Raw genomic sequence first — 25,850 nt, forward strand, 5'->3', positions numbered from 1 at the left:
AAATAACGGTTAAAAGAAAATCACTTTCTGCCGATAACGCTATCAACAGAACAATCGGTGAGCCTGTAAATGATCTCCCTGCAAACCAACCTTTCTGCCCTGAATGCGGTGCAGAACACAAACAAAAACCAGTCAGCGCTGGGAACAGCGATACGCAATCTCTCTTCCGGGATGCGTATCAATAGCGCGAGTGATGATGCCGCAGGACAGGCGATTGCTAACCGGATGCAGAGTCAGCAGCGCGGTTTGCAGCAGGCGCAGCGTAACGCAGGCGATGGGTTATCGCTGGTCAATACCACTGCAGGCGCCCTGGATGAGATTAACAATCGCGTTCAGCGTATCCGGCAGTTGGCGGTACAGGGCCTTAACGGAACCCTTTCGCAGGGTGACGCCGATGCCATTCAGGGAGAGATTAACCTGAACCTGAAAGAGATCGATCGCCTCAACAGCACGGCTGCGTTTAATGGCATTAAAACGCTCGACGGCAGCGCCGGAAAAATCGGTTTTCAGGTCGGCGCGAACGATCGGGAAAAAATTATGCTGGATCTTTCTGCGCCCGGCTTTAGCGTTGGCGCGCTGGGGCTGAAAGATCTGGTGATTGGCGGTATCAGCGGCAAAGTGACGCCCGTTAACCGCATCACCGGCCTTGCCACCAATATGGACTTTACTAATCCGGCCATCACGGTGACGTATATGCCCCCGTCAGGCGCGCCGCAGCTGATGCGCAGCAGTGCGGATAATCGCCAGTATGTGCAGAGCACGGGCGCTGACGGCAAGCCGGTATACTATCTGGCAGCGGTAAGCGCGCGCTGGGACACGGCTAACGCTGCCGGAACGGTAGCCATCAGCCGCGCCACCTCTGCTCCGCTCTACAACAGCGTAAGCAACATAGCGCCACGCGCTATTCCGGCCGTTAATTTTCAGCAATCGGATGGCAATGCGCTTACCGCTACGCCTCCGGCGCACCTGACCGTTGATAACGGCAGCTATTATATTGAGCAGGGTGGTCTCTATCATGCGGCGACGCTGGACTTCGGCAGCAGCGGGAATGTGATCGCGCAGGCAACCAGCGCCCCGACAAAAACCAGTGCCGATTTTGCTACCCTGCCAGCCGCTGTGACGCAGACGCCGGCGATCAATACCGGCAGCGCCACGCTCAGCTTTACGGATGCCAGCGGAAATAGCGTGAGTAGTGCGCGGCTGCTGCAAAGCGGATCGCAATATGTGATGGAGGTGGATAACGGCAGCGGTAATTATCAGTACTTCAACGCCGCGCTGGCTGCGCATACTGACGACACCGGCAGCAGCTCGCTGGCTATCAGCGCCATCAGCAGCAGCGCTATCAATAGCTTTAGCAGCGTAAACCGCGTAACCGGTACCGCTTACGTGACGCTGGATCCGGCAAACGTTGAGTTGCGCTATACCGATGTCTCAGGCCAGAGCGCCAGCGACGTACTGCGACTGGATGCTGACGGCAACTACTATATGGATGCGCCGGATATCGGGATCGATAAAACCGCCACCTTTGTTACTCACGACAGTAACGGCAGCATCATGCTGAAAACGCTGCAGGGTACTGGCGATATTCAGATCTATTTCCAGGCGGGCATCTCTTCGACCACCGATGCCTCAACCAACCTGACAACCATGCGCGTCTCTGAGATGGGAGATGAGATCCGCCTGAAGCATCCGGATGATCCGCTGGCAACGCTGGATCGCGCCCTGGCACTGATTGACAGCCGTCGCAGCCAGCTGGGTGCGCTTGCCAACCGGCTCGAGTCGGCGCAGCGGCTGCAGAGCCAGAGTACAACGGATTATGCGGCGGCGCGCTCGCGCATCGAAGACGCTGATTATGCGCAGGAAGTATCAGTGATGGCACGTCAGCAGATTCTGCAGCAGGCCGGAAATTCAGTGCTGGCAAAAGCGCAGCAGGAACCGCAGCAGGTGCTTAAGCTGCTGCAGGGATAAGGGGCAACCGCCCCCTTTTACTCGTCAGCCGGAGCGATACTGATAATGTCAAACTTCGCCACGCCATCCACTCCGGTGCCGGGGGTTTTCATCATCGCAAGACCCTGCAGCACCGCTTCATGCGCTTCTTCATCTGAAGGCTCATTTTCGCTCTCCAGTATGACCTCTTCGCGTTTTTTGGCGTCGCCATCCTGATGTTCATACGTCACTTTGTATCGGGTACTCATTGCGCATTCTCCTTTTCGGGTGGAACGCTAAGTCTGGTCAACGGATGGGAATACGTCCAGCCGGCGTCTGCCGGAGGCAGCGTGACGCACCAGGCATACTGGCGCAGTATCGGATATTTGTGTCCCAAATCTGTCCCACATGCTGAAGGAAGAAGGACCGGGTGGTGGATAATGCATTGATTTGATTGGTGCCGGAAACAGGAGTCGAACCTGCGACCTTCGCATTACGAATGCGCTGCTCTACCAACTGAGCTACACCGGCATAAGGCGGGAACTAGGGGGAATAAAATAAAAAATGTGACGCAAGGCGTCAAGGTGCGGTGGTTCAACCGTCTGTTTTTCAGGCAGAACCGGCGTATTTTCCGCCACAAATAAAAAAAGGCGAGGCCGGAGCCTCGCCAAAACGTGCTGGTTTTAATCGTAATAAGGTAACTTACGATCAACACCGTTGATATTGACCAGCACAAAGCCCGAAGGGGCTGTTTTATTTGTGGGATTACCCGCTGCCGTCGCGACAGTGAGCACCCCTTTCTCATTGGCACCAATGCCTGCTACGCCGTTATGAAAACCAAAGCGTGCCGCTGGCTTCAGCGTGCCCATTTTGGTGGTATCGGTCACCACCGAAAAGTCAGTCTGGAACAGCGAGCAGGAGCCTGACTCAAAGCGCGTCGGTCCGGTGGTTTTCAGGTTAATCAGCGTATCGCCGCTGTTGGCGCGCAGCTTCACCCATACCACCGCATAGGTAGTACCGACGCGGTTATAGCGGATATCCAGCACCGCAGGCTGCCCCATATGGCAGGCATCAGCCCAGACGGTATCCAGCCGCTGCAGGTTGATCCAGGTTTTCCCGGTGCCGGCCATATTGACCGGCGACCCCGCCGTGCCGGTGGGCTGGGTGGCATCCGCTTTACCAATCAGCTCCATCACCCACTGCTGGTTCGCCACCGGGAAAAAGAGCTGCCCGAGGCGATACCAGTTATCGGTGTCGGTGTTGTTGGTAACTTTATGGCCGCTGTAGTAGCCGGTGCGCAGGGAACCGGTGATGATAGTGCCGTGGTTCTCTTCGCGCCGGTAGCCATACTCAAACGTTGAAAGCCAGCGCGTGCCCGACAGATCGTTGGAGATAGTGGCACCCGACTGCAGGCCAATCTGGCGCATGATCACGCGGGCGTTATTAAGGTTAAACGGCGAGCCGCAATCCTCAATATTCAGCGTATCAATGGTCCAGCCGCCGTCGGAGAGGTCGCCGGGGTTACGCGTATGCTCAATCCAGACGTTACGCATAATGCCCTGCGTCACGCGTGGCATATAGAGCGTGGCGTCGCCGTAACCGGTCTGGAAGTTACAGTTGCAGATCTCAATCGCGGTAGAGTGGTCCCACTTACCCTTCGGCGAGTTTGACCAGCCGATGTCAAATACGCGCCCGTAAGTCCACAGGGTGTAGATCTGGTCAAATTTACTGTCGAGGGTATCCAGCACTTTGATCACGGTCCCGCCGCTATTCTGCGCGCGGAAACAGTAGATGTTTACCGTAGAGCCTTCGATGCAGGTGTTTTCGAAGAAGGGCTGCACGTTGGTACACAGATCGGCTGTAATGGTACCTGTGTTGGCGGTGGTGTCGGCGGACGCCTGACCGTGCCAGGTGATCCCCTTGATCGCGGTGCGGCGTGCCTTCACTTTGAACACCGTATTGGCGCTTTTGTCGGAGATGATAGTGGTACGCGGCAGCGAACCCAGCTCCACATCATCCCCCTGCAGGCCAAAGAAGGCGATTTCAGTGTCGCTGATATCCATTGGACTGATCAGGAATTTCCCGCCCGGGAAGCGCACCGGCAGATCGCGGATATTGCCGCTGTAGCCCTGCGTCCACGCCAGCATGCGTTTAAAGGGTTCAGTGTCATTGGCGTAGCCATCCCCTTTCGCACCAAAGTGGTAGACGTTCAGGTCTGCCGGGTCGTTGATCACACGCTTCCAGTAGAAGCCGTTGCCGACCGCCAGCGTGCCGCCATCATCGGCTGCCGTAGTGGTGCCAATAAAACCGGTAAAGTCACCGCCGCCACGAAAGTTCGAGTCCGCATTGTAGCGACGCAGAAACGCAGAATCGCCGTTTTTGGCAGGTGCAGTGGTGCGCAGTTCAGCAAATGAATTAACTTCGATCATGTCAGCCTCCTCGGCTTATACAGGGTATTGGAATTGCGTCAGAAGGAGCGGCGTTAGCGTGCCGGCGTGCGGCAGTGCCGATCCCAGAGGTCGTTGTGATTGTTAATGGCGCGCACGGTACGAATGTCCATGCGGTCGGCGTCACTGCCGTGGGTATAAATGGGTGAAAAAAGGGAACAGGCGGAGTCGATAACGACCGGCGCCTCAGGGCTGGTGGTATTTCGACTGCTGCAGCTTGTCACGAGCGGCAGCATCATCAAGATTACTGTTGCTGATTTCCACACCTCGGGCCTCCTCACGCAGCTGCTGCTGCTGCTGGTTAACCGCTACCGCCTGCGCCGCTGCTTTATCGGCGCGTTCGGTGTCTGCTTTGGCCTGCTGCTGCACTTTGCCTATCTTTTTACCGCCGGCGTAGCTGGCGACCAGCGCGGCGATAATGCCTGCCAGCGCCGCCAGCCAGTGCCAGCTGCCTGCCAGCAGGGAAAGAAGAAAACTCATGATTTTTCCTCCAGCGCGTTGCGTTTTTCCGCAAGATTTTTTTGCCGTACAAACTGCGCCAGCACGCCCATTGCCACCATAAAGGCGCCGATCATGCCCAGGTAGTTATGCGGCAGTATCTCTTTGACGTCTGGCGGCAGTGCGTTCCAGGCATCCAGCGCGGAGGCGGGAAAGGATTGCACCCATGCACTGAGCATGGAACCGAGTGAGGCGAGCCATACTGACCAGGTTCTAAACAGCAGGCGCGCGTGCTTAACAAACTCCAGAGTGGTAAAGCGCTGCAGCAGCAGCAGCAGAACGATCGCTGCCAGCACCGCGATGATAAAAATCAGCCATTTCATGTTCATAGCAGCCCCCGGTAGATGTCATAGGTGCCGCTGCGCATCGCTTCCGCATGTCGCCGGGCGCGTCCTGCGGTCTGCCGCGCCCACAGGCTATCCAGCATGGCGTTGGCCGCGGCGTCAAAGTCGCTCTGCGTGACTGAGGTGAGCATGCCGCGGAACAGCGCGAGCCCCTCCACGCCCATCTGATACGCCATGCTAATCAGCACATCACTGCGGGCGTCATTACACTTCAGCAGCGCCTGACGGATCAGTTCGCGCTGCTGCATCTCCTGCACTTTCTTCTCCACGATGCACTGCTTCCAGACGTCACCGACGCGACGCGGCACCTGAAAGATATAGTTGCTCAGCGAGGCGCCTTTAGGACCGATGCGGATGCCGCCCGCTACGGTGGGAAAGCCCTGCGTATCCAGATAGGGTGCTTCGCGATAACCCTCTTCAAAATTCAAAATGGCAATAATCTGGCTCATATCCGTTCCTTCTTTGAGGCGCAACGCGGAGCACGCTGCGCACAGGGTCAGCACACTTAAACATCACTGATCGGTCAGCCGGTCACGCACGCCAGAATTAAGCGAAACGCTCAAGCATGTTTAAACAGTGAGCAATGTAAAAACGTTCCGTTCAGAACTGGAAAAGCAGTGGAAACTTAGCGGGTAGCGTAGAGGTGAACGTGGGGTAAACAGCAGTTATCGAAACTGGCGCTTTCACTGTGCGAGCGTCCCGGCGCCAGTACGGCACGCTCAACTCTGGATCGAATTTCCCGCTGACAGATACGTTCAGCGGTGCGCAGCGTGACGTCGTCGCATTCGAATCCGAGTGCGTTATCGATGGTGCGGTTCAGACGTGCGAGTGGCTGGCGTCGTCGATGACGCCGGGTTCGTGCATTACCGGTAAACGCTGACTTGCCATATTGAATAATCGCCATAACTCCTCCTGTGAATGAGTTTTTGGCGATGGGGTGGCAAACGCGGCCTTCCGGCAGAGGCCGGTGCGTCCGGTGTGCCACCGGAATCACCCACAATCCGCTTTCCCGGTCGTTAAAAAACGGCCAGGAAAAAGCAGAGAGAAGTGAAGGCAGGAGACAACTGACAACGCTGCTGAGTGCGTATCCACCCCATCCCAAAATACACTGATTTTGAGTGGGCAGTTTCGCGCTTGTGCAGCGCCTCAATTGTTTAAGAGCGGGGCCCGTCCGGGGCAACGATGTCGTCCATCTATGGTCAAATTATTAACATGTTCTAATACTTTCGCAAACACTAACAGTTAATTTTTTATTTACCAACAGTTAAATTTATGATTTCAGCCGGGTTATTTTTTCTGCCGGCGCGGGCAACCCCTTACCCCAGGATCTGATAATCACGCGCCTGGCTCATAATGACGCGGGCAATTACCTGCAGGGAATCAGCTTCATCCAGCGTCAGATACCAGGTCTCATACCGCTTGTTGTCTGAGATCACAGCCACTTTTTTGTGCTGCAGCTGCAGGCGTTTGAGATAGAGCTGATCGTCAAGCGTGAACAGATAGATGCCATCACCATCAAAGCGATGCACGCTGATATCGACAAACAATTGATCGCGCGGTGCGAAGGTACCGGCCATCGAATCGCTGTTCAGGGCAATAAGCCGGATACTCTCTGCCGGGCGGCCATTAAAGAGCACGCGCGCTTCGTCCAGACCATATTCTATCGCCTGAATAGTCTCAACCAGCTCATCACGTGCGGCGATACCCTGCGCGCTGCGCTGGCCGATATCAAGACTCTCCACGCGGAACATATGTCCGGCTGAAAGCAGACGCTGCTGTGAGAGCGCGGCATCCGGTTTCTCCATTCCGAACTGCAGCCACTCCACGCGCACGCCCAGCAGATCGCTGAGCGCTAATAAATTCCCGTCATCCGGAATCGACTGACCGTTGAACCATTTCCATACTCCCGGCGTTGAAATTTTGCATCCTCTTTGCTGCAACGCCTGTGCAACCTGTTTATTTCGTCCATGTCCGACAATTCCCGCACTTTCGCATGCGGCAATCAGCCTGGCAGTAAAAGCGTGTTTTGTACTCTCTTTTTTAACCATCAGTTAATTGTCTGCCATCAGTAAAAGACTGAATGTTATTTTGGTTTTTGCTACCAGTTCATTTTATATTACCGTTAGTTTACTACCCACGCGATATTATCAATGAAGCTGGAGGATCATTATCCTCGCCCGCCTGAGCTAAACCAGCAATGAATGTGTGACAGCTTGTTCTGACAGGGGTTTTCAGGAATCTTCTGTTAACCCCGGACCAGCGCTTACACAAAAAAATGGGTGAAAAGCGGCTGGCACGCCACAGATGACAGATAAATTTCAGAAAGCTGTGATATTGAGTGGATCTAAAGCAAAAAAAAATGGGTACCTGTACAGGTACCCATCTGAGGCGGGCAAGACGGCTAGCGACGCAGCGTATCGTCGCCCCAGCCAATCCATTTGTAGGTGGTCAGCGCTTCCAGCCCCATCGGTCCGCGCGCGTGCAACTTTTGGGTACTGACCGCAACTTCAGCGCCCAGACCAAACTGGCCACCGTCGGTAAAACGGGTACTGGCGTTGACGTAGACCGCAGAAGAATCCACCTGCTGCACAAACGCGTTGGCATGCCGGATGCTGCGCGTCAGAATGCCGTCGGAGTGCTGGGTGCCATATTCACGAATGTGCGCAATCGCCTCATCCATGTCTGCCACCTGCTTAACGTTGAGATCGTTCGACAGCCACTCATCGCGATAGTGCGCGTCGCTGACTGCGACCACGCTGGCCGGTCCCGCCTGCAGCTGCGCCAGAATATTGGCATCACCGTGCAGCGTGATGTTTTCCTGCGCCATACGCTGCAGGAAAGCCGGCAGGAAACGATCACGTTGATCCTGATGGATCAGCAGCGTTTCCAGTGAGTTGCAGGCGCTCGGCCGCTGCTTCTTGGCGTTAACGATGATCTCCAGCGCCGCCTCACACTCCATGCTTTCATCAAGATAGAGATGGCAGACGCCGATGCCGCCGGTGATCACCGGTATAGTCGAATGTTCACGGCACAGCTTGTGCAGTCCGGCGCCGCCGCGCGGGATCAGCATATCGACATAGCGATCAAGCCTGAGCAGCTGATTAACCAGCTCGCGATCCGGATTTTCAATCGCCTGTATGGCCCCGGCAGGCAGGTTGTGTTTTATCAGCGCCCGCTGAATAACCCGGACCGTAGCCGCGTTGGTACGCCACGTCTCTTTACCGCCGCGCAAAATGGCTGCGTTGCCGGTTTTCAGGCAGAGAGCCGCCACATCAACGGTGACGTTGGGACGCGCTTCGTAAATGACGCCGACCACGCCCAGCGGCACACGCCGCCGTTCAATGCGCAGACCGCTGTCGAGCTGGCCCCCGTCAATCAGCTGTCCCACCGGATCGGCCAGCTGGCAGACCTGCCTCACGTCATCGGCGATGCTCTTCAGCCGCTGCGGCGTCAGCGTCAGGCGATCGAGCAGCGCCGCGCTCATGCCGCTCTGCCGTGCGTCGGCCAGATCCTGTTCATTAGCCGCCAGAATCTCTGCGTGATCCGCCTCCAGCCCTTCAGCCAGGGTCAGCAACACCTGATTTTTTTCTGCGGTGGAGAGCGTTGCCAGCGCGTACGATGCCGCACGCGCCGCCTTACCCATTTCCTCTAACATTTTCTGCTCCTTAGCTGACAACCATGTCGTCGCGATGCACGGCAACCGGACCATATTCATAACCGAGAATATCACCGATCTCCTGACTGTGATGCCCGGCGATCATGCGCATCGCATCGCTGTTGTAACGCGTCACGCCGTGGGCGATATCGCGTCCCTGCAGATTCCGGATGCGGATCACCTCACCGCGTGAGAAATTCCCCTGCACCTCACGGATGCCTTTGGGCAGCAGCGAACTGCCACGCTCCAGCACCGCCGACAGCGCACCATCATCAATGGTGATTTCGCCAGCCGGGGGCGCGCCGAAGATCCAGCGCTTGCGGTTCTCAAGCGGCGACTGCTGTGCGTGAAAGCGCGTCCCGACCGGTTTGCCGTTCAGTACATCGCTGATCACATCCGGACGGCTGCCGGCGGCGATAATCACATCAATACCGGCACGACAGGCAACATCTGCTGCCTGCAGTTTGGTTGCCATACCGCCGGTACCTAAGCCTGACACGCTGCCGCCCGCCAGCGTCCGCAGCGCATCATCAATCTGGTGCACGTCACCAATCAGCTGCGCCTCCGGATTGGTGCGCGGATCGGCGGTGAACAGCCCCTGCTGATCGGTCAGCAGCAGCAGTTTGTCCGCTCCGCCCAGCATCGCCGCCAGCGCCGACAGGTTGTCGTTATCGCCGACTTTAATTTCCGCCGTAGCGACCGCGTCGTTTTCGTTAATTACCGGAACGATGTGGTTATCCAGCAGCGCGCGCAGCATATCGCGCGCATAGAGGAAGCGTTCGCGATCTTCCATATCCGCGCGCGTCAGCAGCATCTGACCAATATGGATGCCATAAATAGAGAACAGCTGTTCCCACAGCTGAATCAGACGGCTCTGCCCCACCGCAGCCAGCAGCTGCTTTGAGGCGATGGTCGGTGGCAGTTCGGGATAACCAAGATGTTCACGTCCGGCCGCAATGGCGCCTGAGGTGACAATGACAATGCGATGTCCCGCCGCGTGCATGTGCGCACACTGACGAACCAGCTCCACCATGTGCGCCCGATTCAGCCGGCGCGATCCGCCGGTGAGCACGCTGGTACCCAATTTGACCACCAGGGTCTGACTGCCACTCATATTTTCCTGCCATCTGAGAAAAAATCCGCGAACGGACGTTTTATCAGGAGTCAGCAAGGAAGCCAACAGCCACGCCGGGAAAAGCGCGAATTTCCGCAGCCCTGTCAGCCTGACTGCACCACTCCATTCACCCCGATTGCGCAAATCTGTCATAAAACTTTCATCAGCTATCGGTAAAACGTCCCGTGTTTTACACCCCTTTTCGCGGGTACATACTTTTTTTACTCATCGGGATTGATAGCACATGAAGAAAAGCACACTGGCACTGGTTGTTTCCGCCCTGGCTCTGGCCACCACTGCACAAGCCGCAGAAATTTATAATAAAGACGGTAACAAACTGGATCTCTATGGTCGCGTAAAAGGGATGCACTATTTCAGTGACAATGCGGGCGCAGACGGTGACAAAACGTATGTGCGTCTCGGTTTTAAGGGTCAGACGCAGATTAACGACCTGATGACGGGTTACGGTCAGTGGGAATATCAGTTTCAGGGCAACCGCTCTGAAGGCAGTGACGCAAATAACGGCAACAAAACCCGTCTCGGCTTTGCCGGCCTGAAATTTGGCGACTACGGCTCAATCGACTATGGCCGTAACTACGGCGTGCTGTATGACGTGGAAGCCTGGACCGACGTCTTCCCTGAGTTCGGCGGTGACGGCACCGCGCGCACCGATAACTTTATGGCGGCGCGCACGTCTGGCGTGGCGACCTACCGCAACAGTAATTTCTTTGGTCTGGTGGATGGCCTGCGTTTCGCCCTGCAGTATCAGGGCAAAAATGACGCCGGCAGCGCGAACAGCCGCGGCAGCGCAACGGATACCAGCACCCAGAACGGCGACGGCTACGGCGCATCCCTGGGCTACACCATCGGCGACAGCGGCGTCAGCCTGATGTCGGCCATTACCTCATCCGATCGCACCAGCCAGCAGCAGCAGGCCGGGCTGCTCGGACGCGGAGACAAAGCAGAATCCTGGGGAGCCGGTATTAAATATGATGCTAACAGCGTCTATCTGGCGTCTATCTACACTGAGACGCGCAACATGACGCCCATCGGCACGCGCGGCTTTGCTAATAAAGCGCAGAACATTGAAATGGTGGCACAGTATCAGTTCGATTCCGGCCTGCGTCCGTCACTGGGCTATGTACAGACTAAAGGCAAGGATATTGAAGGCGTGGGTGATGAAGACCTGGTGAAATATGTTGATCTGGGCCTGACGTACTATTTCAATAAGAACATGTCGGCCATGGTGGATTACAAAATTAATCAGCTGGACGACAACAATAAGCTGGGGCTGAACAATGACGATGTGGTTGCCGTGGCGCTGACCTATCAGTTCTGATTATCCGCTACGGTATCAGCACCGCTATCCTCATTACGCAAGAGCCGGCACATGACCGGCTCTTTTTTTATATTATGCGCTCAGCTTCACCGGCTCTTCTTTAAAACCAGCTGCAGGACGCAGATCGAGCTTCTGCTCATGCAGCATCGCTTTCAGCCGCTCATGAAAATTACGCAGCGTACTCTCTACGCGCTCATTGTTTTCTTTACCTTTAATGGTTGTCACACTCCAGTCGCCCTCTTTATCAAACAGGCCGAAGTGATATTCGTAGGTAAAGTGATCGCTGTGCGCATCCAGTGTCATCCACCAGCCCCAGAACTCGCGGCTCTCCGGTGCGGGCTTTACGTTAACGCAGGCGGCCAGGCAGTCAAAAAAGAAACGCGTATCTTCGCATTTTCCTTCACGGATGTACGGCCCCAATTCGGTGAAGCGCTTAAGCAGGCGACTGCGGGGGTGACCACTCGGTAACGTCATGCTAATTCTCTCCCTCAAATAAACCGTAAAAAAAAGCAGCGCGCTGCACAAAAGGCGCAGCGCGTAGTATGCCGACATTAAGTTTTAGCAGAGGTTTTGCATTTTGCCAGTTACCGCTGCAACTGTTTGCTGAGCCAGTCACAGATCTGATTCAGCGCTTTTTCAAAACTGCGGAATACCGGTGATGCCGGAATAGCCAGCGTTTTACCCTGCGCGGATGAGCCGGCAATCAGGCGGGAATCCTCCTCCGGACTGAAAAGATCGTCCGGCCAGTAAGCGGCCAGCATTGGCACCGGCGTACGGCGTCCCAGCAGCCCCTGCACCTTCAGCGAATAGCGATTCAGCTCAATGCGCAGGTTGCTGTCGGACGTGGAGGCCATCCCCAGGCGGCTCGCCAGCATATCCATATACATGTCCGGCAGCTGCTGCTGACGCGCCGCGTCAACAAACACGCCGTGTACCATCGCGCCCAGCGTTGCCACGGCACGAATACGCGGTACCTCAAGCCAGGCGAGTCGGGTCGCGATATTGGCACCAAAGCGATAGCCGAACAGCGCCACGCGGGTGTGATCGATCCACGGCACGTTGCTGAGCTCGCGCAGAACCTGCTGATGCAGATGGCTGGTGTCCTGATTCAGTGTCCATTTACTGCTGTAGCCAACAGAGGGCATGTCCAGCGTCAGCATAGCGATACCGCGCGGGGCCAGATAGTCATGAAACAGACGATAGTGATCGCTTTGCAGCGAATCGAGCCCCCCGCACAGCATCACCGTGGGATAGGGTGCACTGGCCTGCGCCGGCATATGCAGAAACCCGGTAACCGGACTGCCACCACTGACGGGAAACGTCAGTGATTTCAGCTCGCCCGGCAGCCGCCGGGTCGCCTCTTCATAAGCACGGTTCGCCAGCACCTGCGCCTGATCGGCCAGCTCGTCGCCTTTAATATAGGGATAGGCCGCCAGGCTATAGAGGTTCGCAGCGTGCAGCCACTGCTGGCCCGCCTCATCATGCTGCTCGCTCTGCATCGCCTGCTGCTGCCAGAGCGCCGCCTGTTTTGACCACTCAAAATTCCAGTTGCCGCCGCGATAGCCAATCACCGTGTCCAGCAGCGCGTCATCGGTGTGTTCAAAGCGGCTGACAGCGATGCGCGCCAGGACTTCGCTGATCTCCTGCGGGGAGAGGCCGCGCCATGTCCAGAGCAGTTTGTTCAGCATACGATACCAGCCGCGCTGAGTATCCCCCTCCAGCGCGTTATGCACCTGGGCAGTAGCGTGATGCTGACGGCGTACCAGTGAGGAGGTTTCGGGATGTTTAAAACGCGGCTTGAACAGCTCTTCGCTAAGATTTTTTTCGGCCATCTGATGGTTTCTCCTGCGGCAGTCGCATAGATGGCTATGAGTTTACTTCACCCGCCCCGGCTGCGCGAGGCGCGAATAGCACAACGCCCGGCTTAACCGGGCGTTGTTTGCGTTGCATCAATCAGCTTTTGACGATGGGCGGAATATAGACCACGCCCATATCCCACGGCTGTTCAATCCAGGTGTTCTGCGGAATATCCACAATATAGTCATCCACCAGCGCGCGGCCGGCAGGCTTGGCGAAGATAGTGCAGAAACGCGCTTTTGGATACATATCACGGATCGCCTGCGCGGTGCCGCCGGTGTCGACCAGGTCGTCAATAACGATAAAGCCTTCACCGTCGCCTTCGGCGCGCTTCAGCACTTTCATTTCGCGCTGGTGATCGTGATCGTAACTGGAGATGCAGACGGTATCGACGTAGCGAATACCCAGCTCACGCGCCAGCAGTGATGCCGGAACCAGACCACCGCGGCTTACCGCGATGATACCTTTCCACTGTTCCACAGGAAGCAGGCGCTGGGCCAGTTTACGGGCATGAATCTGCAGCATGTCCCAGGTTACGACGTATTTTTCGCTCATAAAAGGAATCCCAACCACCAAAAGTGGCTTAAAAATATGCAAGGGGGAAAAGGTTGCGCGAGATTATAAGGATCTGGCGCGTTAAAAACCAGCATCGGAGAGACTGGTTGCAGGTTTTTAGCGCGCCTGATGACGCGCCTGCGAATAAAGGGTGATATTCTCTGACTCATCACGTCAGATGAGCTGACGGCGATCTTTAACCGAAAACTGCGTGCGAGCGGCCTGTCCGCCACGCTGATACAGGAGACGCGTTGTGTCTGAATTGTCTCAACTCTCCCCGCAGCCGCTGTGGGATATCTTCGCCAAAATCTGCTCTATTCCACACCCTTCTTATCATGAAGAGGCGCTGGCTGAATATGTGGTCAGCTGGGCCAAAGAGCAGAATTTCTGGGTCGAGCGCGATCGGGTCGGCAATATTTTGATCCGTAAACCTGCCACGCCAGGCATGGAAAACCGCACGCCGGTTGCGCTGCAGGCGCACCTGGATATGGTGCCGCAAAAAAATAACGATACCGCTCACGATTTCACTAAAGATCCGATTCAGCCATGGGTTGACGGTGAGTGGGTGAAAGCGCGCGGCACCACGCTGGGTGCAGATAACGGCATCGGCATGGCGTCAGCGCTGGCGGTACTGGCTGACAACAGCCTGACGCACGGCCCGCTGGAAGTGCTGCTGACCATGACCGAAGAGTCGGGCATGGATGGCGCGTTTGGCCTGCAGCCGGACTGGCTGCAGGCGGAAATCCTGATCAACACCGACTCTGAAGAAGAGGGTGAGATCTACATGGGCTGCGCGGGTGGCATCGACTTCATTACCACGCTGCCGCTGAGCCGTGAGGCGGTTCCGGCCGGCTTTGAAACGCTGAAGCTGACGCTCAAAGGATTGAAAGGCGGCCATTCCGGCGCGGATATCCATCTGGGTCTCGGCAACGCGAACAAGCTGCTGGCGCGTTTTCTCGCCGCCCATGCCCGCGAGCTGGATCTGCGTCTGATCGACTTTACCGGCGGCACGCTGCGTAACGCCATCCCGCGTGAAGCCTTTGCCACGCTGGCCGTGGAAAGCCACAAAGTGGATGCGCTGAAATCTGCGGCGCTGCACTTCCAGGCCGTGCTGCTCAATGAACTCGGCAGCAAGGAAAAGCATATCGTGCTGCAGACTGAGCCGGTGGCGCAGCAGGCGGAGGCGCTGAGCGCTGAGTGCCGCGATCGCTTTATCAACCTGCTGAACAGTACCCCTAACGGCGTGATCCGTAATTCAGACGTGGCGAAAGGCGTGGTGGAAACCTCGCTGAACGTTGGCGTGGTCAGCATGGATCAGGCTAACGCTGAAATCATCTGCCTGATTCGCTCGCTGATCGATACGGGCAGGGAGTGGGTAGTAGAGACGCTGACCTCGCTGGGGGCGCTGGCGGGCGCGCAGACCGCACCGAAAGGCGGCTATCCGGGCTGGCAGCCCGACGCTGATTCGCCGGTAATGGCGCTGACGCGCACCACCTACGAAGCGCTGTTTGGCAAAACGCCAAACATTCAGGTGATCCATGCCGGTCTGGAGTGTGGCCTGTTCAAGAAACCGTATCCGCATATGGATATGGTCTCTATCGGACCCACCATTACCGGCCCGCACTCGCCGGATGAGCAGGTGCATATTGAGAGCGTTGGCCTTTACTGGAAGCTACTCACTGCGCTGCTGAACGCGATCCCGGCAAAAGCGTAATTTATGCCGCTCCCCTGCCCGCTACCGGGCGGGGGAGATTTCACAGCCCCAGCAGCAGCTGACGCTCAAGCTGCGGGTCCACCAGCGTAACGTGCAGTCCCACCAGCCTTACCCCGCGTTCAGCCCGACGCGCCTCCCAGACCTGACGCGCCACCGCTACCATATCCTCTTTATTCAGCACCGCCCAGACGTGCTCCTGCGTGGTTTGCTGGAAGTCGCTGAACTTGAATTTTACCCCCTGCCGGGCGATCTGTTTATCTGGCCGGATGGCACCCAGACGGCGATCCAGCTCCGCATAGAGATAGTCGATAATGGGCAAACACTGCTCCCAGTGGTGAATATCCTCCGGCAGCGTGCGCTCAACCCCCAGCGATTTCCGTTCGCGTTCGACGATCACTTCGCGATCATCAACACCGTTGCTGCGTTCCCAGAGCGAGCGACCAAATTTACCAAAGCGTTTCAGCAGCAGCGACAGGTCGGCCTGCTGCACGTCAGCACAGGTACGCAGCCCCATCTCTTCCAGCTTTTTGGTCGCCACTTTGCCCACGCCCGGGATCTTACTGAGCGGCAGCTCATGCAGAAACGCCGGCACCGCCTGCGGGGTGATCACATACTGGCCGTCAGGCTTATTGAGGTCAGAGGCGATTTTTGCCAGAAATTTGATCGGCGCGATACCTGCCGATGCGGTCAGCCCGGTTTCACGCAGAATATCTGCGCGAATCGCCTGCGCCATCAGCGTGGCCGATCCCTGACAGTGCGGACTGCTGGTGACATCCAGATAGGCTTCATCCAGCGAAAGCGGTTCAATCAGCGGCGTGTAGCGGAGGAAGATTTCGCGGATCTGCCGCGAGGCCTCTTTGTAGGCGTCAAAGCGCCCTGGCAGCAGACGCAGGTGCGGACAGAGACGCAGCGCAGTTGAGGTCGGCATGGCGCTGCGCACGCCATATTTACGCGCCGGATAGTTAGCGGTGCTGATGACCCCGCGCTGAACGCGGTTGCCGCCAATGGCGATAGGGATATCCCGCAACGACGGATCGTCACGCATCTCAACCGCTGCGTAAAAGCAGTCCATATCGACATGAATGATTTTGCGCATACCCCCTCCGGACACTGGCTAAGTATACAGTAGCGAAGGCGTTGAGCAATCTCCGTCAGCACCGCGGCCGCGTTTAAAGGCGTTTCACTCCCCGGCACATCACAACTTTGCGCCATTTTCTTGCCCGCTATCTTGATTAAAAGCCAGACAATGTTAATGTTGCGCAGCGATAGCGGATATTTCCGATAATGCAACTGAGTGACGCCGCGCGTCTGAGTTTTTCTTCACTTCAAGGTATACACAGAATGGGCAGAATCGCATTGCTGTTCGCGATGATTCTTATGCCAGTCCTTAGCTGGGCAATCACACCTGAACCCGCACAACCGCTGGCTCCGGTAAGCAAAGAGTTAAAGAAACAACTGCTGGGTACGCCAGTATTTATCCAGATTTTCAAAGAAGAGCGCACGCTGGAACTCTATGGCAAAATCGGCAATGAATATCGCCTGCTGGACAGCTATCGCATCTGTAATTTTTCCGGCGGACTTGGTCCCAAACGCCGCCAGGGCGACTTCAAAAGTCCGGAAGGCTTTTACAACGTTAAGCTTAATCAGCTGAAACCCGACAGCCGCTTTTACCGCGCCATTAATACCGGTTTTCCTAACCAGTACGATCGCAGCAAGGGCTATAACGGCAATTATCTGATGATTCACGGTGACTGCGTTTCCGTGGGCTGCTACGCCATGACCAACGGTTCAATGGATGAGATTTTCAACTATGTTAATGCGGCCCTGCGTAACGGCCAGCAGGAGATGCAGCTGAATATCTATCCGTTCCGTATGACGGAAAGCAATATGCAGCGTCATCGCTACTCAAGCTATATCGATTTCTGGCGCGAACTGCAGCCGGGCTACGCCTATTTTGCGAAATATCACGTGCCGCCCGGCGTTAACGTCACGGCTACGGGTCAGTATGCGGTGAACAACACCCCGGTACTGTCCACACCGGACGCGGCCTCCAAATCATTCCTGGCGCTCACCCAGGCAAAATAGCACCCACTCGCCTGGCGCTATCCGGTGCCAGGTTTCATTTCCGGTCAGCGGCTGCGTGGCGATAACCGTCACCACATCATGTGGCGTGGTCTGCTGCTGGAAATCGATCTCCACATCCTGATCCAGCAAACGCGCTTTCCCAAACGGCGCGCGCCGCGTGATCCAGTAAAGATTGGTGGAGCAGAACGCCATCAGATAGCGCCCATCTGACAACAGCATGTTAAATACGCCTTTTTCACGCAGCTCACCGGCAAGTTCAGCAATGTAGCGAAACACTGCGGGCCAGTTTCCTGGCGTCCGCGGATAGCGCGCCTGCAGCTGCGAGAGGATCCAGCAAAACGCCTTTTCACTGTCGGTCTCTCCCACCGGGCGAAAGTGGCCGCTGTCGAGCTGGCGATAGCCTTTAAGCTGTCCATTGTGCGCGTAAGTCCAGTTGCGGCCCCACAGCTCACGGGTAAAAGGATGGGTGTTCTCCAGGGAGACCTCGCCCCGGTTTGCCTGGCGGATATGCGCAACCACCGAGTGCGATTTGATCGGATACTCCTGCACCAGGCGGGCGACCGGCGAGTTTACGCTCGGCAGCGGATCTTTGAATGTGCGGCATCCTTTGCCTTCATAAAAGGCGATACCCCAGCCATCTTTATGCGGTCCGGTACCGCCGCCGCGCTGTACCAGCCCGGTAAAACTGAAGCAGATATCGGTAGGGACATTGGCGCTCATCCCGAGCAGTTCGCACATAGCTACCCCCTTCTCACCCCTCCCGGCATGCGGGAAGGCAGCGTGAATTACTTAACCATCTCTTTTTCAATCAGCAGCATCAGGATGTGGATCACTTTGATATGGATCTCCTGAATGCGATCGGCATAGCCGAAATGCGGTACCCGGATCTCAATATCCGCACTGCCTGCCATTTTGCCGCCATCTTTGCCGGTCAGGGTAATGACTTTCATTCCCTGCGCGCGCGCTGCCTCAATCGCTTTGATGATATTGGCGGAGTTGCCGGAAGTGGAGAGCCCCAGCAGCACATCGCCTTCGCGCCCTACTGCTTCCACATAGCGCGAAAACACATGGTCATAGCCGAAGTCGTTGCTGACGCAGGAGAGATGGCTGACATCAGAAATTGCAATGGCCGGATAGCCGGGACGGTTTTCACGATAGCGGCCGGTCAGCTCTTCTGCAAAATGCATTGCGTCACAGTGTGATCCCCCGTTACCACAAGAGAGCACTTTTCCGCCCGCTTTGAAACTGTCCGCCAGCAGCACCGCTGCACGCTGAATGGCGTGGATATTGGCGTCGTCACTCAAAAACCGGGTCAGGGTGTCGGCAGCTTCATTGAGTTCCGAGCGAATGATGTCCTGATACATAGGAGATGTCCTTTAGAGGAGAGGTTAACCCGGCAAGTTTAACGGAATGCCACAGGGGCGCAAAGCGCTGGCAGCAGGGAAAACGCCTCTCTCACCGCGCGACCAGACGATAAATGCGCCAGCTGCGATGATTTTGTGAGCCTGGTTGTAATTGTGATGTAAAGGAATTGCTTATTAAGACCGGCTGCTCTAAACCTGTCACTAACAGGTCAGACCTCTTACTACTTACGGAGCGATTCACTATGCTGCTGGTTTCCATTGTGGCGACGCTACTGCTGGTTAGCGCCCTCTTTTATCATCAGATATCTCTGCGTCTGAGCAGCGCCATCCTGCTGCTCTGGACCGCTGCCATGGCCTTAACCGGCCTCTGGACCGGCTGGCTGCTGCTGCCGCTGGCGCTGATCCTGCTGCCATTTAACCTGCCGTCGCTGCGCCAGCGCCTGTTTTCAAAACCGGCTCTGCAGGGCTTTCGCAAGGTTATGCCGCCGATGTCGCGCACCGAACAGGAAGCGATCGATGCCGGCACAACCTGGTGGGAAGGCGATCTGTTTCAGGGCAAGCCGGACTGGCAAAAGCTGCACAACTACCCGCGTCCGCAGCTCACCGCAGAGGAGCAGGCGTTTCTGGATGGTCCGGTTGAGGAAGCGTGCCGTATGGCAAACGACTTCGCGATTACCCATGAGCTGGCCGATTTACCGCCGGAGCTGTGGGCCTATCTGAAGCAGCACCGCTTTTTCGCCATGATCATTAAAAAAGAGTATGGCGGACTGGAGTTTTCCGCTTATGCGCAGGCGCGCGTATTGCAGAAGCTGGCTGGCGTCTCCGGTATTCTGGCGATTACCGTCGGCGTCCCGAACTCCCTGGGGCCGGGCGAGCTGCTGCAGCACTACGGTACTGAGGAGCAGAAAGATCACTATCTGCCGCGTCTGGCGCGCGGCGATGAGATCCCCTGCTTTGCCCTGACCAGCCCGGAAGCGGGCTCCGATGCCGGTGCCATTCCTGATACCGGTGTGGTCTGTATGGGCGAGTGGCAGGGTCAGCAGGTGCTGGGTATGCGTCTGACCTGGAACAAGCGTTATATTACGCTGGCCCCGGTCGCTACCGTGCTGGGCCTGGCGTTTAAACTCTCCGATCCCGATGGTCTGCTGGGCGATAACCCGGAGCCGGGAATTACCTGTGCGCTGATCCCGACCCATACGCCGGGCGTGGAGATTGGTAATCGCCACTTCCCGCTGAACGTGCCGTTCCAGAATGGCCCGACGCGCGGCAACAACATATTTGTACCGATTGACTATATCATCGGCGGTCCGGCGATGGCCGGCCAGGGCTGGCGCATGCTGGTAGAGTGCCTCTCGGTCGGGCGCGGCATCACGCTGCCTTCTAACTCCACCGGCAGCCTGAAAAGTGTGGCGCTGGCCACCGGCGCTTATGCGCACATCCGCCGTCAGTTCAAAGTGGCGATTGGCAAAATGGAAGGTATTGAAGAGCCGCTGGCGCGCATTGCCGGTAATGCTTACGTCATGGACGCGGCCGCCACGCTGATCACTACCGGCATTATGCAGGGTGAAAAGCCGGCCGTGCTCTCTGCGATTGTGAAGTATCACTGTACCCACCGCGGTCAGCGCGCCATTATCGACGCCATGGATATTGCGGGCGGCAAAGGCATCATGCTGGGGGATAACAATTTCCTCGCCCGCGCCTATCAGGGAGCGCCTATCGCTATTACGGTTGAGGGCGCCAATATCCTGACGCGCAGCATGATTATCTTTGGTCAGGGTGCTATCCGCTGCCATCCGTGGGTGCTGAAAGAGATGGACGCGGCGGCGAAAAACGATCTTTCCCGTTTTGACCATGCACTGTTCAGCCATATCGGTCATGTCGGCAGCAGTGCAGTACGCAGCCTCTGGCTCGGCCTGACCAATGGCCGCACCAGCGCCGCACCGACGCGTGACGCGACGCGCCACTACTATCAGCAGCTTAATCGTCTGAGCGCGAACCTGGCGCTGCTCTCTGATATCTCCATGGCCGTGCTCGGCGGCAGCCTGAAACGACGCGAACGCATCTCTGCCCGCCTCGGTGATGTGCTGAGCCAGATGTACCTTGCGTCCGCCACGCTGAAACGCTATGACGAAGAGGGACGCCACGAGGCCGATCTGCCGCTGGTGCACTGGGGCGTGCAGGATGCGCTGCATCAGGCCGAAGTGGCGATGGACGATCTGCTGCGTAACTTCCCGAACCGGCTGGCTGCCGGAGCGCTGCGCCTGGCCATCTTCGCCGGTGGCAAACGCTGCCTGCCGCCGTCAGACAAACTTGACCATAAACTGGCGAAGCTGCTGCAGCTGCCTTCTGCTACCCGCTCCCGCCTTGGCCGCGGTCAGTATCTGACGCCAGCTGAGCATAACCCGGCGGGTCAGCTGGAGCAGGCGCTGCAGGATGTCATGGCGGCGGAAGTGATCCACGATCGCCTCTGTCAGCAGCAGAAAAAGCACCTCTCCTTTACCCGTCTTGATGCGCTGGCGCAGCGGGCGCTGAAGGAGGGTCTGATCGATGAGAGCGAAGCGCAGGTGCTGATCCGCGCAGAAGCCAGCCGGCTGAAAGCCATTAATGTGGATGAGTTCGTGCCGGAAGCGCTGGCCGCACCGAAGCCACAACCCCGGCCGCAGGCGCGATCCAGCGAAGCGGCATAATCCCGACACCAGGTGCCCGACGCCTCCTTGCGGAGGCGTTTTTTTTGCCTCTGTCAGACGCCTATGCGGCCTGGCGAATGCGGGCAACCAGCGCCTCTTCATCCGCAATATGGTCAGCGGCCAGCATCAGGGTGCGCCCCAGCGCCAGCGCGCTGTGCAGACAGGCGTTACGCATCTCTTCATCATCGATACCGGAGAAATCACTGAGCGTTGTGGCGCTGAGGCTGCGCCGGATCAGCGCAGCACCGCTGTAGCCGAGGGCGTCATGCCAGATTGACTGCAGCAGCAGCTGGTCGCATCCGGGCCAGCGGAACAGCGCATCGCTCTCCGCCAGACGACGAAAGCCGGTGGTAAAACCGCGCCACAGCTGCTGCACCGCCTGCAGGTGCTGCTCACGCGCATCGGCCGCTTCACGCAGCGGCAGCTGGCCGGGGGCAGCGCAGTAGTGGATCAGCAGATCGCTTAACGCCCCGCTGATGGCGAAACCGACAGGTGCAGCGCAGCCGTGCTCAGGCAGCTGTGTTTCAGGGCGGGTAAGAAAACGCCAGCGCAGTACGCCGAGGATTTGCTGCAGCGCCTCATCCTGCTGCAGTTCCGCCGCCAGCGCCTGCAGCGTAACCGGCACCGACGCGGGCTGCCAGTTGAACAGCCGTTCCGCCAGGCAGCGTGCCGCTCCGTCATTTATCCCGGTTGATGCCGCCAGCAAAGTCTGCGCCAGCGCCTCGCCGGCGGCGCTGTTGTCATGAGGTTGTGCCATTACCTGCTCCTGTAAAAGCTGCGTTTAGCCATCTAAGCGTCTCGATTGCCAAAGAGTAGCATCCTGATTATAGTGTCAGCAATACAGGGTTTCTTATCACGCCGCTTACGCGCAAGGCCAGCTTACTATGACGCCACTTGATCTTATTCCTGACAGCAAGCTTCCCGCGACCGGCACCACGATCTTTACGCAGATGAGCGCGCTTGCCGCCCGGCACGGCGCCATCAATCTTTCCCAGGGCTTTCCTGATTTCAGCGGCCCCTCCCTGCTGCAGACGCGGCTGGCGCATCACGTCAGTCAGGGGGCCAATCAGTATGCGCCGATGATCGGCACGCCGGAACTGCGCGAAGCGATAGCGGATAAAACTGCAGAGCTATATGGCTACCGGCCTGATGCCGGCAGCGACATTACCGTGACCAGCGGGGCGACGGAAGCGCTCTACGCGGCTATTACCGCACTGGTGCGACCGGGCGACGAAGTGATCTGCTTTGATCCCAGCTACGACAGCTACGCGCCCGCGGTGACGCTGGCGGGCGGCGTAATGCAGCGTATCGCCCTGCAGCCGCCTGAGTTTCGCGTGGCGTGGCCCGCGTTTCGCGATCGGCTCAGCGCACGTACCCGGCTGGTGATCCTGAATACGCCGCACAATCCCTCTGCCACCGTCTGGCAGCAGAGCGATCTGGAGGCGCTGTGGCAGGCGATTGCGGATCGGGAAATATACGTGCTGAGCGATGAGGTGTATGAGCACATCTGTTTCAGCGCGGCAGGTCACGCCAGCGTGCTGGCACATGCCGGGCTGCGCCAGCGCGCGGTCACCGTCTTCTCATTTGGCAAGACGTATCATATGACCGGCTGGAAAGTGGGCTACGCCGTAGCGCCGCCCGCTATCAGCGCCGAGCTGCGCAAGGTACATCAGTACCTGACTTTTTCCGTCAACACCCCGGCCCAGCTGGCGCTGGCGGATATGCTGCGTCAGCAGCCTGAACACTACCGAACGCTTTCTGCGTTTTACCGCGCCCGGCGCGATCGTCTGACACAGGCGCTGGCGGCCAGTCGTTTTCAGGTATTACCCTGTGAAGGCACCTATTTTTTACTGCTGGACTACAGTGCGATCGCCGATCTGGATGACGTCAGCTTCTGTGAGTGGCTGACCAAAGAAGCAGGCGTCGCTGCTATCCCGCTGTCGGTGTTCTGCGCTGACCCTTTCCCGCACCGGCTGATCCGCCTGTGCTTTGCCAAACAAGAGGCGACGCTCGACGCCGCCGCGGAGCGCCTGTGCAAACTTTAAAGATTACCCTGCTGCAGCAGCCGCTGAGCTGGATGAACGGCGCCGCTAACCTGCGTCATTTTGATCGGCTGCTGGAAAACCTGAGCGGACGCGATGTGATTGTGCTGCCGGAGATGTTTACCACTGGTTTTGCCATGGAAGCGGCGCAGGCTTCACTGCCGCAGCAGGAGGTAGTGACCTGGCTGCAGCATCACGCGCGGGCCACCCATGCGCTGGTCGGCGGCAGCGCGGCCATTCAGACAGAAGCGGGTGCGGTAAACCGCTTTCTGCTGGTGGAGCCAGACGGTACGCTGCATCAGTATGACAAGCGCCATCTGTTTCGCATGGCGGAAGAGCATCAGCACTATCTGCCGGGAGAACGCCGTGAACTTTTTCACTGGCGCGGCTGGCGCATTCTGCCGCAGATTTGCTACGACCTGCGCTTTCCGGTGTTTTCCCGCAACCGCAATGATTACGATCTGGCGCTTTATGTCGCCAACTGGCCGGCACCGCGTGCCCATCACTGGCAGGCGCTGCTGATGGCACGTGCCATCGAAAATCAGGCGTATGTCGCCGGCTGTAACCGGGTGGGCAGCGACGGCAATCATCACCGCTACCGCGGCGACAGCCAGATTATCTCACCGCAGGGGGAGATCCTCGCAGCCGCTGAACCCTTTACCCCGGCACGCCTGGATGCAGATCTGTCGCTGGACGCGCTGCAGACGTATCGCGAGCGCTTTCCGGCATGGCGCGACGCAGATACGTGGACGCTAAGCTGAATCACTGCGGCTGACAACAGAGAGTCAGCCGCTGATTTTTATTTATCCGGGTTAGTTTATTTTGCTGAAAAGCAGCGTTAACGAGGCTGCTTTTTCAGGCCTACATTGTCCCTCCATAAATGCTGCATCAGCTATCCGCACTACTTTGGTATACCAGTTGATTATCACCATCTGTATTGCCAGTCCGCTGCAGATCACTTTGCAACGTGATAGCTGGTCGCTACTGATAATTTCTGAAAACCCTTGCTGTTGTACACTTTTTTATGGACCGGATTAATGAAGAGTAAATTGCGACTATTTCGCCATTCAGCGCTCAGTGCTGCGTTAATACTTTGTGGCTGTACAGTGCAGCCAGGTCAGAACCTGCCGCTAACCAATAAAACGCTGGTTAACGATAACCGCGAGCGCTCTGACATTAACACGCTGCTCAGGGTCACTCTCTTAAGTCCGTTAATGCTGCAACAGCTTAATGAAGCCGGTCAGCAAACCCGTTCAAAACATATTTTCCGGCTGCCTGAAGACGATTATTCTTATCGCATCGGCGTAGGTGATGTACTGAGTATTACCGTCTGGGATCATCCGGAAATTACGTCTCCGGCGGGTCAGTATCGTGACTCAACGGAAACCGGCAGCACTGTCCGGCCTAACGGCACCCTCTATTTCCCCTATACGGGCAGCATCTACGTTCTTAATAAAACCACAGAACAGGTCAGGACTGAGATTACTGCACGCCTTCGCCACTATATTGAATCTCCGCAGGTTGATGTGAAAATAGCCGCTTTTCGCTCCCGCAAAGCGTATGTGAGTGGTGAAGTCGTTCGCTCCGGCCAGCAGCCCATTACTCATATTCCGCTGACCGTGCTTGACGCCATCAATGCCGCAGGCGGCCTGACGAAAGAGGCGGACTGGGAAAATGTCACCCTGACGCATGATGCCGTGCAGTATCCGGTATCGCTTAAGTTGCTGTTAGAGAAAGGCGACCTGACACAAAACGCGCTGTTGCATCAGGGCGATATTCTTTACATTCCGCGTAATGATTCCCGCAAAATTTTTGTCATGGGTGAAACCGGTGCGCAAAAAACATTACTGATGGACAGGAGCGGCATGACGCTGACAGAGGCTATCAGCAGTGCACAGGGAATAGATCAGACGACGGCTGACGCCACAGGCGTTTTTGTCATCAGGCAATTAAAAGCGCCCGCAGAAAAAAGACTGGCTGATATTTATCAAATTAACCTGAAAAATGCGGCAGCGATGGCACTGGCCAGCGATTTTAAATTACAGCCCTATGATATTGTCTATGTTACCGCAACGCCACTGACGCGCTGGAACCGGGTTGTCAGGCAGCTTATACCTACTATAACCGCGGTTAATAAGCTCAGCACTGCCGTTAAAAAGATACCCTGAAAAGTGGTTAACTCCAGGCGTAAATATCTCTGAGCGGCATTCAGGGTAGTGCTTA

At 57.0% G+C, this 25,850-nt stretch carries 24 protein-coding genes and 1 tRNA gene; 8 read left to right on the forward strand and 17 right to left on the reverse strand.

Features of this window, described 5'->3' with window-relative positions; translation table 11 throughout:
• The first annotated feature begins 69 nt into the window (after positions 1-69).
• Positions 70-1,968 carry a flagellin gene (locus tag BBA90_RS16070; protein WP_065650016.1) on the forward strand — a complete coding sequence of 633 codons (1,899 nt, stop codon included), beginning with the start codon at positions 70-72 and terminating at the stop codon, positions 1,966-1,968.
• A 17-nt stretch (positions 1,969-1,985) separates the two neighbouring features.
• Here the strand turns inward: BBA90_RS16070 and BBA90_RS16075 are convergent, their stop codons facing one another.
• From BBA90_RS16075 to proB, 10 genes are all read right to left on the reverse strand, one after another.
• Entirely contained in the window at positions 1,986-2,195 is a 210-nt protein-coding gene (locus BBA90_RS16075; protein ID WP_065650017.1) for a hypothetical protein, read from the reverse strand.
• Between the two features lie 186 nt (positions 2,196-2,381).
• Positions 2,382-2,457 (reverse strand) — tRNA-Thr (locus BBA90_RS16080).
• A gap of 152 nt (positions 2,458-2,609) precedes the next feature.
• Positions 2,610-4,355 carry an amylovoran biosynthesis protein AmsF gene (locus BBA90_RS16085; RefSeq protein ID WP_065650018.1) on the reverse strand — a complete coding sequence of 582 codons (1,746 nt, stop codon included), beginning with the start codon at positions 4,353-4,355 and terminating at the stop codon, positions 2,610-2,612.
• A gap of 204 nt (positions 4,356-4,559) precedes the next feature.
• Complete coding sequence (locus BBA90_RS16090) at positions 4,560-4,853, reverse strand: hypothetical protein (protein ID WP_065650019.1); 294 nt, start codon at positions 4,851-4,853, stop codon at positions 4,560-4,562.
• Positions 4,850-5,194: a hypothetical protein gene (locus BBA90_RS16095; protein ID WP_206099916.1), complete on the reverse strand. Its 345-nt coding sequence runs from the start codon at positions 5,192-5,194 to the stop codon at positions 4,850-4,852. The genes BBA90_RS16090 and BBA90_RS16095 overlap by 4 nt, the downstream gene beginning before the upstream one ends.
• A 2-nt stretch (positions 5,195-5,196) precedes the next feature.
• The gene (locus tag BBA90_RS16100; protein WP_065650021.1) at positions 5,197-5,664 is read right to left on the reverse strand and encodes a glycoside hydrolase family protein; all 468 of its coding nucleotides are present in this window, start codon (positions 5,662-5,664) and stop codon (positions 5,197-5,199) included.
• A gap of 176 nt (positions 5,665-5,840) precedes the next feature.
• On the reverse strand, positions 5,841-6,119 hold the full coding sequence (locus tag BBA90_RS16105) for a hypothetical protein (protein WP_065650022.1): 279 nt from the start codon (positions 6,117-6,119) through the stop codon (positions 5,841-5,843).
• Between the two features lie 412 nt (positions 6,120-6,531).
• Positions 6,532-7,263 (reverse strand): LexA family transcriptional regulator, encoded by a 732-nt coding sequence (locus tag BBA90_RS16110; RefSeq protein ID WP_065650023.1) that lies wholly within the window; start codon positions 7,261-7,263, stop codon positions 6,532-6,534.
• Positions 7,264-7,616: 353 nt separating this feature from the next.
• A complete protein-coding gene (proA, locus tag BBA90_RS16115; RefSeq protein ID WP_065650024.1) occupies positions 7,617-8,870 on the reverse strand; it encodes a glutamate-5-semialdehyde dehydrogenase in 1,254 nt (417 codons plus the stop codon).
• Between the two features lie 10 nt (positions 8,871-8,880).
• The gene (gene proB / locus BBA90_RS16120) at positions 8,881-9,984 is read right to left on the reverse strand and encodes a glutamate 5-kinase (RefSeq protein WP_065650025.1); all 1,104 of its coding nucleotides are present in this window, start codon (positions 9,982-9,984) and stop codon (positions 8,881-8,883) included.
• 244 nt (positions 9,985-10,228) lie between these two features.
• Here proB and ompC point away from each other — a divergent pair, with 244 nt between their 5' ends.
• Entirely contained in the window at positions 10,229-11,323 is a 1,095-nt protein-coding gene (gene ompC, locus BBA90_RS16125; RefSeq protein WP_065650026.1) for a porin OmpC, read from the forward strand.
• 72 nt (positions 11,324-11,395) lie between these two features.
• Here ompC and crl read toward each other — a convergent pair whose 3' ends face one another.
• The 3 genes from crl to gpt all read right to left on the reverse strand — a co-directional run bounded on the left by crl (position 11,396) and on the right by gpt (position 13,735).
• On the reverse strand, positions 11,396-11,797 hold the full coding sequence (gene crl, locus BBA90_RS16130; protein WP_039382877.1) for a sigma factor-binding protein Crl: 402 nt from the start codon (positions 11,795-11,797) through the stop codon (positions 11,396-11,398).
• Positions 11,798-11,907: 110 nt separating this feature from the next.
• Positions 11,908-13,155 (reverse strand): esterase FrsA, encoded by a 1,248-nt coding sequence (frsA, locus tag BBA90_RS16135; RefSeq protein ID WP_065650027.1) that lies wholly within the window; start codon positions 13,153-13,155, stop codon positions 11,908-11,910.
• A gap of 121 nt (positions 13,156-13,276) precedes the next feature.
• Positions 13,277-13,735 carry a xanthine phosphoribosyltransferase gene (gene gpt, locus BBA90_RS16140; RefSeq protein WP_007887137.1) on the reverse strand — a complete coding sequence of 153 codons (459 nt, stop codon included), beginning with the start codon at positions 13,733-13,735 and terminating at the stop codon, positions 13,277-13,279.
• Between the two features lie 253 nt (positions 13,736-13,988).
• Here gpt and pepD point away from each other — a divergent pair, with 253 nt between their 5' ends.
• Entirely contained in the window at positions 13,989-15,449 is a 1,461-nt protein-coding gene (gene pepD, locus BBA90_RS16145) for a beta-Ala-His dipeptidase (RefSeq protein WP_065650028.1), read from the forward strand.
• Positions 15,450-15,489: 40 nt separating this feature from the next.
• Here the strand turns inward: pepD and dinB are convergent, their stop codons facing one another.
• Positions 15,490-16,545 (reverse strand): DNA polymerase IV, encoded by a 1,056-nt coding sequence (gene dinB, locus BBA90_RS16150; protein ID WP_065650029.1) that lies wholly within the window; start codon positions 16,543-16,545, stop codon positions 15,490-15,492.
• A 245-nt stretch (positions 16,546-16,790) separates the two neighbouring features.
• Here dinB and dpaA point away from each other — a divergent pair, with 245 nt between their 5' ends.
• Complete coding sequence (dpaA, locus tag BBA90_RS16155; protein ID WP_065650030.1) at positions 16,791-17,534, forward strand: peptidoglycan meso-diaminopimelic acid protein amidase; 744 nt, start codon at positions 16,791-16,793, stop codon at positions 17,532-17,534.
• Here dpaA and BBA90_RS16160 read toward each other — a convergent pair.
• On the reverse strand, positions 17,505-18,272 hold the full coding sequence (locus BBA90_RS16160; protein WP_065650031.1) for a class II glutamine amidotransferase: 768 nt from the start codon (positions 18,270-18,272) through the stop codon (positions 17,505-17,507). The genes dpaA and BBA90_RS16160 overlap by 30 nt on opposite strands.
• A gap of 47 nt (positions 18,273-18,319) precedes the next feature.
• The gene (lpcA, locus tag BBA90_RS16165) at positions 18,320-18,898 is read right to left on the reverse strand and encodes a D-sedoheptulose 7-phosphate isomerase (RefSeq protein WP_065650032.1); all 579 of its coding nucleotides are present in this window, start codon (positions 18,896-18,898) and stop codon (positions 18,320-18,322) included.
• Positions 18,899-19,140: 242 nt separating this feature from the next.
• Between lpcA and fadE the strand changes: the two genes are divergently transcribed.
• Positions 19,141-21,585: an acyl-CoA dehydrogenase FadE gene (fadE, locus tag BBA90_RS16170; RefSeq protein ID WP_065650033.1), complete on the forward strand. Its 2,445-nt coding sequence runs from the start codon at positions 19,141-19,143 to the stop codon at positions 21,583-21,585.
• Between the two features lie 61 nt (positions 21,586-21,646).
• On the opposite strand, the gene BBA90_RS16175 is transcribed toward fadE, so the two are convergent.
• Positions 21,647-22,342 carry a hypothetical protein gene (locus BBA90_RS16175; protein WP_065650034.1) on the reverse strand — a complete coding sequence of 232 codons (696 nt, stop codon included), beginning with the start codon at positions 22,340-22,342 and terminating at the stop codon, positions 21,647-21,649.
• 127 nt (positions 22,343-22,469) lie between these two features.
• On the opposite strand from BBA90_RS16175, the gene BBA90_RS16180 reads away from it, so the two are divergent.
• The 3 genes from BBA90_RS16180 (at position 22,470) to BBA90_RS16190 (ending at position 25,795) form a co-directional block, all read left to right on the forward strand.
• On the forward strand, positions 22,470-23,630 hold the full coding sequence (locus BBA90_RS16180) for a pyridoxal phosphate-dependent aminotransferase (protein ID WP_065650035.1): 1,161 nt from the start codon (positions 22,470-22,472) through the stop codon (positions 23,628-23,630).
• Entirely contained in the window at positions 23,618-24,388 is a 771-nt protein-coding gene (locus BBA90_RS16185; RefSeq protein ID WP_075050753.1) for an amidohydrolase, read from the forward strand. Before BBA90_RS16180 ends, BBA90_RS16185 begins: the two co-directional genes overlap by 13 nt.
• Positions 24,389-24,664: 276 nt before the next feature.
• A complete protein-coding gene (locus BBA90_RS16190; RefSeq protein ID WP_065650036.1) occupies positions 24,665-25,795 on the forward strand; it encodes a polysaccharide export protein in 1,131 nt (376 codons plus the stop codon).
• The last annotated feature ends 55 nt before the right edge of the window (positions 25,796-25,850 follow it).

Source organism: Pantoea eucrina, from assembly GCF_001691555.1.
Taxonomy (GTDB): domain Bacteria; phylum Pseudomonadota; class Gammaproteobacteria; order Enterobacterales; family Enterobacteriaceae; genus Pantoea; species Pantoea borealis.

What these genes read in the sequence shown, in the direction of transcription:
- ompC (WP_065650026.1), top strand. Translation starts at nt 10,229, where the DNA reads ATGAAGAAAAGCACACTGGCACTGGTTGTTTCCGCCCTGGCTCTGGCC.
- proA (WP_065650024.1), bottom strand. Translation starts at nt 8,870, where the DNA reads ATGTTAGAGGAAATGGGTAAGGCGGCGCGTGCGGCATCGTACGCGCTG.
- lpcA (WP_065650032.1), bottom strand. Translation starts at nt 18,898, where the DNA reads ATGTATCAGGACATCATTCGCTCGGAACTCAATGAAGCTGCCGACACC.
- BBA90_RS16100 (WP_065650021.1), bottom strand. Translation starts at nt 5,664, where the DNA reads ATGAGCCAGATTATTGCCATTTTGAATTTTGAAGAGGGTTATCGCGAA.
- BBA90_RS16110 (WP_065650023.1), bottom strand. Translation starts at nt 7,263, where the DNA reads ATGGTTAAAAAAGAGAGTACAAAACACGCTTTTACTGCCAGGCTGATT.
- BBA90_RS16095 (WP_206099916.1), bottom strand. Translation starts at nt 5,194, where the DNA reads ATGAAATGGCTGATTTTTATCATCGCGGTGCTGGCAGCGATCGTTCTG.
- BBA90_RS16070 (WP_065650016.1), top strand. Translation starts at nt 70, where the DNA reads ATGATCTCCCTGCAAACCAACCTTTCTGCCCTGAATGCGGTGCAGAAC.
- fadE (WP_065650033.1), top strand. Translation starts at nt 19,141, where the DNA reads ATGCTGCTGGTTTCCATTGTGGCGACGCTACTGCTGGTTAGCGCCCTC.
- proB (WP_065650025.1), bottom strand. Translation starts at nt 9,984, where the DNA reads ATGAGTGGCAGTCAGACCCTGGTGGTCAAATTGGGTACCAGCGTGCTC.
- crl (WP_039382877.1), bottom strand. Translation starts at nt 11,797, where the DNA reads ATGACGTTACCGAGTGGTCACCCCCGCAGTCGCCTGCTTAAGCGCTTC.
- dpaA (WP_065650030.1), top strand. Translation starts at nt 16,791, where the DNA reads ATGGGCAGAATCGCATTGCTGTTCGCGATGATTCTTATGCCAGTCCTT.
- BBA90_RS16105 (WP_065650022.1), bottom strand. Translation starts at nt 6,119, where the DNA reads ATGGCGATTATTCAATATGGCAAGTCAGCGTTTACCGGTAATGCACGA.
- BBA90_RS16190 (WP_065650036.1), top strand. Translation starts at nt 24,665, where the DNA reads ATGAAGAGTAAATTGCGACTATTTCGCCATTCAGCGCTCAGTGCTGCG.
- frsA (WP_065650027.1), bottom strand. Translation starts at nt 13,155, where the DNA reads ATGGCCGAAAAAAATCTTAGCGAAGAGCTGTTCAAGCCGCGTTTTAAA.
- BBA90_RS16085 (WP_065650018.1), bottom strand. Translation starts at nt 4,355, where the DNA reads ATGATCGAAGTTAATTCATTTGCTGAACTGCGCACCACTGCACCTGCC.
- BBA90_RS16175 (WP_065650034.1), bottom strand. Translation starts at nt 22,342, where the DNA reads ATGGCACAACCTCATGACAACAGCGCCGCCGGCGAGGCGCTGGCGCAG.
- BBA90_RS16075 (WP_065650017.1), bottom strand. Translation starts at nt 2,195, where the DNA reads ATGAGTACCCGATACAAAGTGACGTATGAACATCAGGATGGCGACGCC.
- gpt (WP_007887137.1), bottom strand. Translation starts at nt 13,735, where the DNA reads ATGAGCGAAAAATACGTCGTAACCTGGGACATGCTGCAGATTCATGCC.
- BBA90_RS16180 (WP_065650035.1), top strand. Translation starts at nt 22,470, where the DNA reads ATGACGCCACTTGATCTTATTCCTGACAGCAAGCTTCCCGCGACCGGC.
- BBA90_RS16160 (WP_065650031.1), bottom strand. Translation starts at nt 18,272, where the DNA reads ATGTGCGAACTGCTCGGGATGAGCGCCAATGTCCCTACCGATATCTGC.
- BBA90_RS16090 (WP_065650019.1), bottom strand. Translation starts at nt 4,853, where the DNA reads ATGAGTTTTCTTCTTTCCCTGCTGGCAGGCAGCTGGCACTGGCTGGCG.
- dinB (WP_065650029.1), bottom strand. Translation starts at nt 16,545, where the DNA reads ATGCGCAAAATCATTCATGTCGATATGGACTGCTTTTACGCAGCGGTT.